Below are 13,184 nucleotides of genomic sequence, written 5' to 3' on the forward strand. Positions count from 1 at the left end.
GCTCAATATACCAGTAAGCCCTTTATTAATGGATATTCATCGAAAACAAATATTGGTAAAGTAGCCAATTCTGCGGCCATTATTGCCACGGCAAATGGAAGCGGAGAAGGGGAGTTTTGTTTGCTGATGATCCAACTTATCGTGGCTAATGGCAAGGAWYRAGSARRYWKWWWWTAAATGCAGTTTTTTTTGCTAATCTTTTAAATGGAGGGTATAGATAATAAAAACAGAAAATATTTTCTCATTGGTGTCCTATTTCTGAAACCTCGATTGTCATAGCGGTATAAAACAAATATTGTATTACAATTTAGATCAAAAAGAAAATGGAACAAAGAATCAATTTATTCGCAAAAGGACAGAACGCTATAAAAGCAATGTATGGTTTAGGAATTTATCTTGCCAAATCTCCTGTTGAAAAGAAACTTTTAAACCTGATTTATTTTAGAGTGTCTCAAATTAATGGTTGTGCGTTTTGTTTGGATATGCATTCAAAAGATTTGCGTGTGGAAGGTGAAACTGAGCAGCGATTGTATGTATTGAATGCATGGCGTGATGCCCCATTATATACCGCCCGGGAACGTGCTGCATTGGCATGGGCAGAGGCGGTAACCAGGATAACAGGAGGCGATGTTTCTGATGAGGTATATCAGGAAGCGATACAGCAGTTTACTGAAGAAGAACTGATTGACTTGACAATCGCAGTGAATACCATTAACAGTTACAATCGTCTTAATATTGCTTTTCGTACTCCGGCAGGAGATTATCAGCCAGGTGCATTTGCCATAAAAGCTTAATAGGGTATTATTTCGTCATTTTCTTTATATTCACAGTTTAACATACAGATAATGACGACTTTTAAATTAATAAGAAGCATGTTCTTAGGAGCATGCTTTCTTTTGCTTTCTCCTTTTGTGAAATCTCAATCATTAGAAAAAGTTCCTATTGGTATATTTGATCTGGAGTATACCTTATCAAAAGATCTCAGTAATGCTGACGAGGTAAAAACAGCATGGGATGATGTACATACAGTTTCAACATTGCAAGGAATAGTAAACCGGAAATCGCCAAGGCTGTATATTTACATGGTAAAGAATGGGGCAATAGACATTGACAGGTACTGGTGGAATAAATATCGGCAAAAGGGCAAATGGTTAAACGGTAGGGATACGGTGGTTTATAAGGATGTTGTTCGTTTAGTTAAAGCATACCGATCAGCTATTAAAGGCGTGGTGGTTTATGACCCCAACGTTTCTGCAACCAGTAATGTAGCCTCTTCTGTTGCCGGGCAGGAAGATGTCGTTGCTGTTCGTTATGACCTTAGTAAAAACAGTTTATACACACGTCTTGTATTACAGGGTCCTAAATTACCTGTTAAAGTCTGGTTGTTGAATAGAGATGGATCATCATTATTTACCGGAGCTGGCATTATCCCGGGAACTACCCGCTTATCCACAGGTTCGGCTAAAAATGATGCCTACCTGTGGTTTATGGAGAAATACACAAAGGCCGGCAAAACCAATGCAAAGTATGGCGCATATTATGTAGATCAGCAGTGGATGAAGAATCCGCGTGCTGCCGGCCCAAATCATCATACGCTTACCAATCATGATTTTTTTGTGAGTAAGCGTGGGTTTTTCTTTGACCTGAGCCCCTGGGGTGATGAGCCTGCAACTGATGATCCTACTCAGAAAATAGGGACAGACCTAACCACGCTTAAAGAATTATTGCTTACCGCTTATCAGCACAACAAGGGCATGGATTATGCATATCTTGGGGGTTTCCCTCCATGGGCTTTTAAATACACCAGGCATGCTGGTGGCAGTCACGATGATGTGCCAACCGAATGGGAATATTCTGCTGTTATTAGTGCCTATAACGCGTTTAAAGATGCGGATGCCATTGGTTTTGGTGCACTGGCAAATGCCTCTTTCTGGCAGCATTACCCACTTAAGAAGAAATATGAACAAAAGTGGGTTACCCAGGCTGAACTGAAGCAAAGAGGTTATTTAACCGGGGACGGAAAAGTTAATTTTAAAGGGCGTAATTTCTTTATTTTCTATGTTGGTGATTACGATGCTTCCTCATGGATATCTCAGACTACACCCACCTTATGGGATAGTCCGGAGCGTGGTAAAATTCCATTGATGTGGTGCATTAGTCCGGTTTTACAGCAGCGAGTGCCAATGGCAATGGAATATAGGAGGGAATCGGCAACAAAAAATGATTATTTCGCTGCAGCTGATAATGGGGCCGGATACTTAATGCCGGGAATGTTGCAGCAGCCCAGACCAATTTCAGCATTACCGGATGGTCTGGATGCCTGGGTAGCGCACAACAAGCCATATTATGATAAATGGGACTTAAGTATCACCGGGTTTATTATTGATGGCCAGGCGCCCGGGCTTAATAAAAAAGGGCTGGATGCCTATGCTAAGTTTAGCCCTAACGGAATAGTTCCACAGAAAACCCCTTTAACTACTTTACATGGGAAGATGCCCGTGTTGCGTGCTGATGATGACGTCAATGAGGATGATCCTGTGGTAGCGGCAAAACATATTCTTGATAGAGTAGGAAAGCGCCCGGTACCATTTCATTGGTTTCGCAATATTTTAAAAGACCCTGGCTGGTATGTGAAAGTGGTTGATGAGTTAAAGCGTATTGATCCTAAAATCGAATTATTGGATGCGCCGACTTTTTTCGAATTGTATCGCATTTATTTAAAACAAACCCCGGATGCGGCCAATGGGAAGATCCATTAGGCAGTATCTTTCCTGAATTCCTTGCGGTATTTTAAAGGACTAAGTTTCATCTTTCTTTTAAAAAGCTTATAGAAATGCGATAGGTCGCCAAAGCCATTCTCAAAGCAGATGTCGGAGATAGATTTATCTGAATTTACAAGTTGTTGAATGGCGTAATTTATCCGGTAGTCAGTTACTGTTTCTATAAAAGTTTTTTTGGTGGTCTTTTTGTAGTATTTGCAAAAGGCGTTTGGCGTCATATTTACCAACGCGGCTGCTTGATCAAGCAAAATCTCATCCTTGTAATTGTCGATAATATATCCTAGAACGATATTGATTCTTTCTGTTTTTGCTGACTGATGCGCCTTTGTTTCTTGCTTATCGAGTAATTTGTATTCTTTGGAAATGGCCAGGGTATATAAGATTTCTAAAAATTCGATAAGTCGCTTAAAAGAATTTGGTTGTTTAGCCAAGAGAATTAATCTTTTGGTTATTTCTTCAGCAGTAGGGTTTAAAAACTGTATTCCATGTTTGCTTCTTTCCAGCAGATGTAGTATTTGAGATAGCTCTGGTTTGGCCAGGAAATCTGTGCCCAGAAAATCATTGTTAAATTGAATAACTACTGAGGCAACATCATTGTCTTGTTCTTCGTTGTGCTCAATTTTCCAGCAATGGGGTAGATTTGAGCCGATAAGAACCAGATCCCCGGAACTGTATACGTCCATGTGATTGCCAACATAACGATTACCCTTACCTTTTACAATAAGCGTAAGTTCATGTTCAGGATGAAAATGATAGGGCGCGGTAAACTCCCTGAACTCGCGAAGCAGAAAGGAATTATCATTATATGGGTCTAATGCTTCAAATGCAGCTCTTGCCATGTCAATTATTTCATATTCTCATAAAGTTATGGGTTAATTCTTGTAAATGGATAAAAAAAACCATTAAAAGGCCAATTTACTCCTTTCGCAGACTAAGGATAAACAGTTATTTAGCAATTGAAAACACCAAATGTAAACCTAAATCAAATAGAGTCATGTCGACAATTGAATTGCCTAAATTAGATCAGTACCGTGAAATAACTTACGCACAGGCTGCAGCGTTCCGTCAGAACGGACATGTTTTAATCCCAAATGTACTTGATGCTGAAGAAGTGCTTATTTACAGAGATGTAATCAAAGAAGCCGCCGCTAAGTTCAATACCGAAAAAAGAGATTTAGCCGAAAGAGATACGTACGGGAAAGCTTTTTTACAGATAATGAATTTGTGGGAAGTAGATGAACAAGCGAGGAAATTTACGCTTGCCAAACGTATGGGTAAGATTGCCGCAGACTTACTTGGCGTGGAAAATATACGCATTTATCATGATCAGGCCCTGTTTAAAGAACCTGGAGGTGGGCCTACGCCATGGCATCAGGATCAGTATTATTGGCCCCTCGACACACCTAATACCGTCACTATGTGGATGCCTCTGGTAGATATTAATGTAGAAATGGGTATGCTGACATTTGCTTCTGATTCTCATAAAAAAGGAGTAGTGTTTAATTACGAAATCTCTGATGAATCGGAAGCTGAGTATGAAAAGTATGTAAAGGATAATGCTTTCCCTATCATGCGTTCATCGACGATGAAAGCTGGAGACGCAACCTGGCATTATGGCAATACCATTCATAGCGCTCCCGGTAACCAATCTGATATTATGCGGGAGGTTATGACTATTATTTACGTTGCTGATGGTGCAAAGGTAGCTGAACCTAAGAATAGCTGGCAGATAAATGACCGCGAGCGTTGGTTAATGAATGAGCCAATTGGTGGTTTGGTGAGATCAGAAATTAATCCGCTGGTGCTTTAAGGGCAGTCCATTTTTGGAATTTTTATGAGAAAGATATTTTATGCAATAAATTTATTATTGCTGGTATTATTCGTTTGCCCGGTTATGGCCCAATCCGACCGACGCTGGCCAAAGCAGAAAATATGGGATTGGTACAACAAACAGCCATTTTACTGTGGCTTTAACTATATCCCGGCTTATGCCATTAATTATACTGCCATGTGGGATAAGACTAGTTTTGACGCCAAGGCCATTGACACGGAACTTGCTCTGGCAGAGAAAAGCGGACTTAATTGTTTGAGAGCTGTGCTTCAATATGCCGTTTATGAAGATGATCCTGAATATTTTTTAAACACACTGGATAAGTTTCTGGCAATTTGCAACAAGCATAATATTAAATTTATGCCTGCTTTGTTTGATGATTGCGTTTTTGGAATTGAGCATGATCCTAAAGTAGGAAAGCAGCCGGAGCCACTTAAAGGATGGTATGCATGGGCGTGGTCGCCAAGTCCAGGTCATAGTATGGTTGTTGATTCTACCACTTATCCCCGCATTGAGAAGTATGTTAAAGCTGTAATTGGACGCTTTAAGGACGATAAACGCATCTTTATATGGGACTTGTATAACGAACCCACAAATGGAGGACTTGGTTCTGCCAGTTTTCCCTTGCTTAAGAAGGTCGCCAGATGGGCACGCGAAATCAATCCTTCTCAACCCATAACAATTGATATATGGAACGGTGACGACCGGTTGAATGAGATTGCGCTTGCAAATTCAGATATTATTTCTTTTCATAATTATGGTAATAAAAATGAGCTGATTAAGCAAATTACGGAACTTAAAACACAGGGCAGACCCTTATTTAATACCGAATGGATGAACAGGCCTAATGGGTCTGTAATTAAAGATAATCTGGCTGTTTTCTATAATGAAAAGGTAGGCTGTATGTTATGGGGTCTTGTAAATGGTAAAACGCAAACAGACCTGCCTTGGGGGCATCGGCCTGCAGATCCTATTCCTGCGCTATGGCAGCATGATCTTTTTCGTGGTGATTTTACACCTTATGACTCGGAAGAGATTGAATTGCTAAAGGATTTTGCTTTAAAATCTAAGAACAGCAGTTACTTGCAGGAACACCAGAAATAGTTACTGCTGGAAGCGTTGTAGTTGAGAATTAATAACATATATAATTTGTGTTAATTTTTTGTAGTTTCGGCTTGGGAACCAAACCGAATGAACATTTATAATAATTACAGTGAAAAGAAATTGGTTACACTTCTTAGGGAGGGTGATGCGGATGCTTTAAGCAGTCTTTATTATTTGTATGTGAAACAATTAAAATATTTTGTGCTGAGAACAGCTAAGTCTTCGCTTCTTGCTGAAGATGTTGTTCACGATACTTTTATTAAGGTTTGGGAAAACAGAGATAAAATAGATTGCGAACAGCCATTTAAACCCTATTTGTATACCATTGCGCGCCGACACCTGCTTAATCTGTTAAAACGGGCCCAGCATGAAACAAGCATAGTGGAGGAGATGCGGAAAAACGTAGTTGGTGAAGAAAATGCTACGGAGCTTCTACTCGACTATAGCGAAAGCACCTCGATATTTAATGAAGCCATAAAAAGTTTGCCAGAGCAGAGAAGAGAGGTGTTTATCCGTTGTCGCATACAAGGATTAACGTATAAACAGGCAGCAACAGAACTTGGTATTTCTGAGAGTACAGTAAATAGTCAAATGGTAAAGGCGCTTAAATCAATAAGAGGATTTATCACTATGCGTAGTGCAGTAATCGTACTAATGGCCGCAATAATAAAATAATATTTTTTTTAGGATAGATGTATCGTTACTCCCATTTGTATTAGTTACAAAAGGAGAGAAATTGAACAACGACATCATACACCTATTTACAAGGTATTTAAATAATCAATGCAGTAAAACTGAACTTGAAAGGGTTTTTAAGCTCATTGAAGAAGGAAGTAATAAAAGTGAATGGGATTTTGTGCTGGCGGAAGAAGCTTCCAGATTGGTAGGTAGTGATCATCAGGCAGAGATGTCTTTAGATGAAATCACCAGACTTTATGGTAAAATACAAGATAGCATTAATGAAGGGGGACATAAAATTGGTGTTCTTCGGGACAGGAATTTGTATTGGAGAAAAATTGCTGCAGCAGCAATCATTCTGATCACTTTAAGTGTAGGTACTTTTTACTATTCGTCCAGACTAGACACCAAGTCTGATAAATTGGTTCGCGATATAGCCCCTGGTGGAAACAAGGCAACGCTTACGCTCGCTAATGGAAAGAAAATAAGTCTTACCGATGCTAAAAATGGAGAGCTGGCCGCGCAATCCGGTGTTACAGTTACTAAATTGGCCGATGGAAAAATTGTTTATGCATTAAAACCCGGTAACGTTGTAAATACAGCCCCTAACAGCATAGAAACACCAAGAGGTGGCCAATATCAAGTGATTTTACCGGATGGAAGTAAAGTGCTTTTGAATGCGGCATCGTCATTAACGTATCCGGCGTCTTTTGTTGCGCTTAAGCAAAGGCGCGTTGAATTAAAAGGTGAGGCCTACTTTGAGGTCGCGAAAGACAAAAGTCATCCTTTTATAGTTAAGACACAAAATCAGGAGATAAAAGTTCTGGGTACTCATTTTAATATCAATAGTTATGCTGATGAGCCAATGACTAAAACGACGCTTGTGGAAGGATCTGTGTTGATCAAAGCCTCAGGTATAGAACAAATACTTAAACCCGGAAGTCAGGCTATAAATGGATACGACGGGTTAAGAATTGTCGAGGCAAATATGGATGAGGTTTTGGCCTGGAAAAACGGATACTTTATGTTCGATGGTGAAAGTATCGAATCGGTAATGAGAAAAATTTCGAGATGGTATAATATAGATGTTGCCTTTAAAGGAAATGTTTCCAAAGACAAATTTGGCGGTACGGTGAGCCGTTTTGCGAATGTCTCACAAGTACTCAGAAAATTAGAATATACAAATAAGGTTCACTTTATAATTGAAGAAGGGAGGATTACAGTTACTAAATAACTACATAAAATCAATAAAGTAATCCTGGGATTAGCGAATTGTTTTCTTTGAAACTGCCCTCGCTAACAGAAAATAAAAAGCCAGAAGTGCTTGCAACACAACTGGCCAATGCCTGGATTACTAAGTCAACAAAACTTGCGATTCAATCAACTTTAACCAGCGAACCTGTTATTGAGCTTTAATAAGTGCAATAACCAACTCGCTAATAACCAGACCAACAAATGTATAAAAATTATGCTAACCAACTTGGTATGCTCAAAAAGTATATCAATAAACTACTGCTGATTATGCGACTAACCACCGTAATATTAATAGCAACCATGATGCAGGTGAGTGCAGTAGGTTTTGCGCAAAGGATCACGCTTTCGGAAAAAAAAGCGACCCTTAAGCGTATTTTTAAGGAGATACGAAGACAAAGCAATTATGACTTTTTATATACCGAGGAGCTATTGCAAAACGCAAAGACGGTAGATATCAAAGTTAATTCTGTGGAACTGAATGAGGTACTGGAAAAGATTTTCAGTGGCCAGCCTCTGTCTTATACTATTGAGGACAGAACTGTTGTGATTAGAGAAAAGGTTAACGGCCTTTTAAAAATAAAGCCCGTTGTTGCCCGGGCTATTGACATACGTGGCCGTGTGCTGGATCCGCAGGGCAAAGGAATACCTGGTGTAACCGTTCGGATAAAGGGTGAAACAGGGGGCGGGACTACCAATAGTAATGGAGATTTTAGCATTGCTGTTACTTCGCCTAATGCTATCCTTATTTTTTCTTACACTGGTTTTATTACTCAGGAAGTTTCTGTTAACGGTCAGAATGCCATAAATGTGGTGCTTAAAGAGGCAGTTGATGAGCTTTCGGAGGTTGTGGTAGTGGGCTATGGTACCCAGAAAAAGATTACGGTAACCGGTTCCATCAGCTCTGTGAATATGGCTGATATGAGAACCCCGGTTGCAAATCTTTCTAACGCATTGGCCGGAAAAGTAGCTGGTATTATCTCTATGCAATCAAGTGGAGAACCTGGGTACGATAATTCACAGTTTACTATTCGTGGTTTGGGAACATTTAACGGCGGAAACACCTCGCCGCTTATCATCGTGGATGGTGTTCAGCGAGATGATGTGAACAGTGATTTTGGGGGTTCATTTAATAACATAGATCCTGAGGACGTATCCAGTATTTCACTGCTTAAAGATGCCTCTTCAACAGCAATGTATGGTGCAAAAGGTGCCAATGGCGTATTGATCATTACCACAAAAAGAGGGGTAGCAGGTAAACCTAAGATCTCTTTGAAAGCTGAAAATGGGTTGACCGGTTTTACTGAAAGACCAAAGATGCTGGATGGAATTCAATATATGGAATTGTTAAATGAAGCCAGAACCAATATGGGCCTCCTGCCAAATTTTTCTGAGGAAACTATTCAGAAAACGGCAAGTGGCTTAGATCCTTATATGTATCCAAATGTAAACTGGATAGATGAGGTATACAAAAGTCATTCTTCATTAACTAATGCGCACTTAAACATAAATGGGGGTACTGAATCTGTTCGATATTACATTTCGACCTCTTTTTATAATCAAAAGGGCCCATATAAAGTTTCAAATTTAAATGGTTTTAATCCTAATCTGGACTTTAAACGCTATGACTTCAGAAGCAATATTGATGTAAATGTGACCAAAAGCACATTACTTCAACTGAACCTCGGGGCAATGTTGGTAAATTCCCGTTATCCGGGTATTTCTGCAGGTAGTTTATGGTATCAGTCTTATGCTACCACACCAGTTGCCTATCCTGCCAGATATCCTGATGGTAAATGGGCAGGTCCCACAACAAATGGTGGTTCCAATCCTTTAAATGAGGTTCAGAACAATGGCTACTCTGATGAGTTTAGGCCTGCAGTTCAATCCGTATTTACTGTAAATCAAAAATTGGATGTGTTAACTCCTGGTTTGTCGTCTTATGCAAGATTTTCATTTGACAGTTACGGACAGTTTGATAACAGAAGATCAGGTATAAACGACAATTGGCAAGCGATTGGTCGTGATGGTAATGGCGAATTGATGTTTACACAAACGAGAATCGGGCAGCAATTTTTAGGTTATGGTCGATCTTCTGCTGGTGAGCGGATGATGTATTTAGAGGGGAATATTAATTATGATAGAACCTTTGGAAATCATCGATTTGGGGGGATGTTTTTATATAATATGAGAAACAGGCTGAAAAGTACAGCTGACGATGTGATTGGTTCCATTCCCTTCCGCAATCAAAGTTTAGCCGGAAGGATTACTTACGGCTTTATGGATAAATATTTGCTCGAAGTAAATGCAGGGTACACGGGTTCTGAAAATTTTGAAAAGGGTAAGAAATTTGGAGTTTTCCCTTCAGTATCCGGAGGCTGGGTGATCTCTAATGAAAGTTTCTTTAAACCATTTACCGAGACGTTCAGTCTTTTAAAACTTCGTGGTTCTTATGGTGTTGTGGGTAATGATAATATAGGTACCGGGAATAGATTCCCTTATTTAACACAAATTGGTGAAGGTGGAGGTACCGGATTCGGATTAAATGGAACATATTATGGTAGTTTAACTGAAAATTTAATAGGTATTGAAAACTTAACCTGGGAGAAGTCTTACAAAGGAGATATCGGACTTGAGATCGGTTTGTTTAATAAGTTCAACCTAATTGTTGATGCTTTTGATGAAAGACGCAAAGATATTTTAATCAGAAGAGAATCAATTTCTTCAATTGGCGGCTTCGGTTCAACTGCGATCTTTGCCAATTTAGGTGAAATGAGTAATCGAGGTATAGATGCAAGTATTGAGTATAACGATCAGATAGGCGCCGTAGGTGTGCGTGTGTTTGGAAATGTAACCCACAGTAAAAATAAAATTACTTTTGCAGACGAGCCTAAAAGAAAGTTTGCATACCAAAGCCAGGCGGGATATGCATCCAACGAATTTATGGGATATGTTGCTGACGGATACTTTACCGATCAGGACGATATAGACTCCCGTCCGGAACAGAAATTCGGGACAGTGCACCCAGGCGACATTCGCTATGTGGATCAGAATGGAGATGGTGTTATTGATGCCTATGACAGCAGAAGGTTAGATAAGTCGCCTTTCCCTTCCTGGTTGTATGGGGCTGGTTTCTCTTTAGCTTATAAAAGATTCGATCTTTCGTTATTTTTTCAGGGAGTGGCTGATGTAGGGATTATGGCAAATGGATCAGAGATTAGGGGAAATGGCATGGGCGTTGATGGAGTAGGTGTGATACCTTTCTCCGGCTTAGGTCAATATCAAAACAATACCCTGGCTAAAGTTTTAGATAGATGGACCCCGGATAATCCTCGTCAGGATGCATATTATCCTCGTTTAACTGTGGGTGGTCTTTCCGATAACAACTATTTAAATAGCACGCACTGGCTTAAAGATGGTTCTTATATCCGTTTAAAACAGGCTTCTCTGGGATATACACTTACTTCAGAATCTATGAAAAAAGCAGGTGTACCGGTATTGTACTTTTATACATCGGGTCAGAACCTGCTGACCTTCAGTAAATTCAAAATATGGGATCCGGAATTGGGATCTAATGGTGCAAAGTATCCCATTACAAGAATGGTAACTTTTGGTTTAAGGGCGCAGTTTTAATAACCATTACTTAAAATGATTACAATGAATAACTTATATAAAAACTTTCTATCTATCGGCAGTATTGCACTTTGCATATTGTTGTTTAGTCCTGGTTGTAAATATTTAGATAAAACACCTGATAATTTGCTTACTTCTGATATGCTTTGGCAAACCAGAGCAAATGCGGAATCCTATCTGAATCAGATTTATAGTCATGTTTCAATTCCAGCAGATACCTATAGTATGCTTGGTGCAAGTGATGAAACCTCATGTAGTATCCAGGGGGTCGCCGTTCGTAAAATGATTACTGGAAATTGGAATGCCCAGAGTAATTATTGGTATTACTGGGGTGAAAATTATGCCGGTATCAGACAAAGTATTGTATTTGAGCAAAATATTGATAAAATGTCTGAGAGTTTAATCGGTGCAGATTTGAAAAAGCAATACAAAGCAGAAGCTATCTTTTTAAGAGGTTGGTTTTACTGGAAATTATTAAGACAATATGGGCCTTTTGTTAAGGTGACTGAATTATTGAGTCTTAATGATGACTATAATAAATATCCTCGTAGTCCATTTAATGAATGTGTTGATCACATCAACTCCTTATTAGACAGAGCAGCGGCTGATTTACCTGATGCCTGGTCTTCTTCGGTAAACTATGGCAGAGCAACCAAAGCATCCTGTCTTGCTGTTAAATCGCAAGTAACCTTATTAGCAGCGAGTCCGCTGTGGAATGGCAACCCGAAGTTTGCAGGCTTTAAAAATAATGACGGTACTTCATTAGCGCCGTTGCAGTATGATGCAAATAAATGGAGAGCAGCTGCTGATGCGGCTAAAGCGGTGATTGACTTGCAGGGCTATAAGCTGTTTACAAATATTGATGAAGGTGATGCTCAGTTTGATCCGTACCTATCTTTCCGTAACCTGTTCCTGACAAACTGGAACAATGAAATACTGTTCTCTACCAATATGGCCAATTCGTGGCAATGGGGACATGAGGTGCGTTGTGCACCTAAACCAGGTGGATTTGATATGCAAAATGCAACGCAGAATGTTGTAGATGCCTTTTATATGCGTAACGGAAGGACTATTGATGATCCACAAGCTCAGTATGTGGAAACAGGTTTTGTCCAGTCCGATGACCCGGCCAACTGGGGTAAATCCAGAGATGGCTTAAACAGAGGTTATGTTAAAGGGAATTCAAATATGTACGTTAATAGGGAAGCAAGGTTTTACGTGAGTATTCAATACAATGGTAAACCGGTTCTACCTGCGCCTACTGCAGATGACAGGAATTTCTTCTCTTCAGACGCAAACAAGGATGGTACCGGACGTGCTGAGTTTTACTACTCAGGAAAATCGGGCGTTGGTGTCAACAATAATGGAGATATTACCGGTTACGATGTGTTAAAAAATGTGAGCCCTGCTTCTAATATAAGAACCAGTTCTGTGACGTATCGTCCTTTTATTCATCTGCGTCTTGCTGAAATGTATTTGAATTACGCTGAGGCATTAAATGAGGTTGAACCGAATCATCCGGATGTACTAAAGTATTTGAATTTGGTAAGACAGCGGGCAGGTGTTGCAAATCTGGAAACTGTTTATCCGGGAGCTGTAGGCAATCAGGATGAAATGAGGAAATGGATTTTGAGGGAAAGGCAAATAGAATTGGCTTTTGAAGGAGACAGGTATTTTACCTTAATCAGAAGGTTGATGATGGGGGATTCAAAAGTGCAAAGCATTTATAGAATGAATACCATTACAAACGATGGCAGCCAGGGTTTTGCCTTTGCTGATTTTAGTAAGCGGATCCTACTTCAAAACAGAACCTGGAATGATAAGATGTACTTATTTCCTATTGCACAGGATGATATTGATAAAAATTCATCTTTAGTACAAAACCCGGGTTGGTAATGGATTCATCA

At 39.7% G+C, this 13,184-nt stretch carries 9 protein-coding genes; 8 read left to right on the forward strand and 1 reads right to left on the reverse strand.

What is annotated here, in order from left to right; translation table 11 throughout:
- Window positions 1-323: 323 nt before the first annotated feature.
- The gene (locus N824_RS05430; RefSeq protein ID WP_048904143.1) at window positions 324-794 is read left to right on the forward strand and encodes a carboxymuconolactone decarboxylase family protein; all 471 of its coding nucleotides are present in this window, start codon (window positions 324-326) and stop codon (window positions 792-794) included.
- A gap of 51 nt (window positions 795-845) precedes the next feature.
- On the forward strand, window positions 846-2,759 hold the full coding sequence (locus N824_RS05435) for a GxGYxYP domain-containing protein (protein WP_052334063.1): 1,914 nt from the start codon (window positions 846-848) through the stop codon (window positions 2,757-2,759).
- Here the strand turns inward: N824_RS05435 and N824_RS05440 are convergent.
- Entirely contained in the window at window positions 2,756-3,619 is an 864-nt protein-coding gene (locus N824_RS05440) for an AraC family transcriptional regulator (RefSeq protein WP_048904144.1), read from the reverse strand. The genes N824_RS05435 and N824_RS05440 overlap by 4 nt on opposite strands.
- 155 nt (window positions 3,620-3,774) lie before the next feature.
- Here N824_RS05440 and N824_RS05445 point away from each other — a divergent pair, with 155 nt between their 5' ends.
- The 6 genes from N824_RS05445 to N824_RS05470 all read left to right on the forward strand — a co-directional run bounded on the left by N824_RS05445 (window position 3,775) and on the right by N824_RS05470 (window position 13,173).
- Window positions 3,775-4,590, forward strand: a complete 816-nt coding sequence (locus N824_RS05445; RefSeq protein ID WP_048904145.1) for a phytanoyl-CoA dioxygenase family protein — start codon at window positions 3,775-3,777, stop codon at window positions 4,588-4,590.
- A gap of 24 nt (window positions 4,591-4,614) precedes the next feature.
- The gene (locus N824_RS05450; RefSeq protein ID WP_200869823.1) at window positions 4,615-5,715 is read left to right on the forward strand and encodes a glycoside hydrolase family 2 TIM barrel-domain containing protein; all 1,101 of its coding nucleotides are present in this window, start codon (window positions 4,615-4,617) and stop codon (window positions 5,713-5,715) included.
- 87 nt (window positions 5,716-5,802) lie between these two features.
- The gene (locus tag N824_RS05455) at window positions 5,803-6,390 is read left to right on the forward strand and encodes an RNA polymerase sigma factor (RefSeq protein ID WP_048904146.1); all 588 of its coding nucleotides are present in this window, start codon (window positions 5,803-5,805) and stop codon (window positions 6,388-6,390) included.
- A 61-nt stretch (window positions 6,391-6,451) separates the two neighbouring features.
- Entirely contained in the window at window positions 6,452-7,627 is a 1,176-nt protein-coding gene (locus N824_RS05460) for a FecR family protein (protein ID WP_084498206.1), read from the forward strand.
- A gap of 251 nt (window positions 7,628-7,878) precedes the next feature.
- On the forward strand, window positions 7,879-11,277 hold the full coding sequence (locus tag N824_RS05465) for a TonB-dependent receptor (protein WP_152541995.1): 3,399 nt from the start codon (window positions 7,879-7,881) through the stop codon (window positions 11,275-11,277).
- A gap of 24 nt (window positions 11,278-11,301) precedes the next feature.
- Window positions 11,302-13,173: a RagB/SusD family nutrient uptake outer membrane protein gene (locus N824_RS05470; RefSeq protein WP_200869824.1), complete on the forward strand. Its 1,872-nt coding sequence runs from the start codon at window positions 11,302-11,304 to the stop codon at window positions 13,171-13,173.
- Window positions 13,174-13,184 lie beyond the last annotated feature (11 nt).

The sequence above is a fragment of the Pedobacter sp. V48 genome (assembly GCF_000523515.1).
In the GTDB taxonomy this organism is placed as follows: domain Bacteria; phylum Bacteroidota; class Bacteroidia; order Sphingobacteriales; family Sphingobacteriaceae; genus Pedobacter.

What these genes read in the sequence shown, in the direction of transcription:
- N824_RS05430 (WP_048904143.1), top strand. Translation starts at nt 324, where the DNA reads ATGGAACAAAGAATCAATTTATTCGCAAAAGGACAGAACGCTATAAAA.
- N824_RS05435 (WP_052334063.1), top strand. Translation starts at nt 846, where the DNA reads ATGACGACTTTTAAATTAATAAGAAGCATGTTCTTAGGAGCATGCTTT.
- N824_RS05440 (WP_048904144.1), bottom strand. Translation starts at nt 3,619, where the DNA reads ATGGCAAGAGCTGCATTTGAAGCATTAGACCCATATAATGATAATTCC.
- N824_RS05445 (WP_048904145.1), top strand. Translation starts at nt 3,775, where the DNA reads ATGTCGACAATTGAATTGCCTAAATTAGATCAGTACCGTGAAATAACT.
- N824_RS05450 (WP_200869823.1), top strand. Translation starts at nt 4,615, where the DNA reads ATGAGAAAGATATTTTATGCAATAAATTTATTATTGCTGGTATTATTC.
- N824_RS05455 (WP_048904146.1), top strand. Translation starts at nt 5,803, where the DNA reads ATGAACATTTATAATAATTACAGTGAAAAGAAATTGGTTACACTTCTT.
- N824_RS05465 (WP_152541995.1), top strand. Translation starts at nt 7,879, where the DNA reads ATGCTCAAAAAGTATATCAATAAACTACTGCTGATTATGCGACTAACC.
- N824_RS05470 (WP_200869824.1), top strand. Translation starts at nt 11,302, where the DNA reads ATGAATAACTTATATAAAAACTTTCTATCTATCGGCAGTATTGCACTT.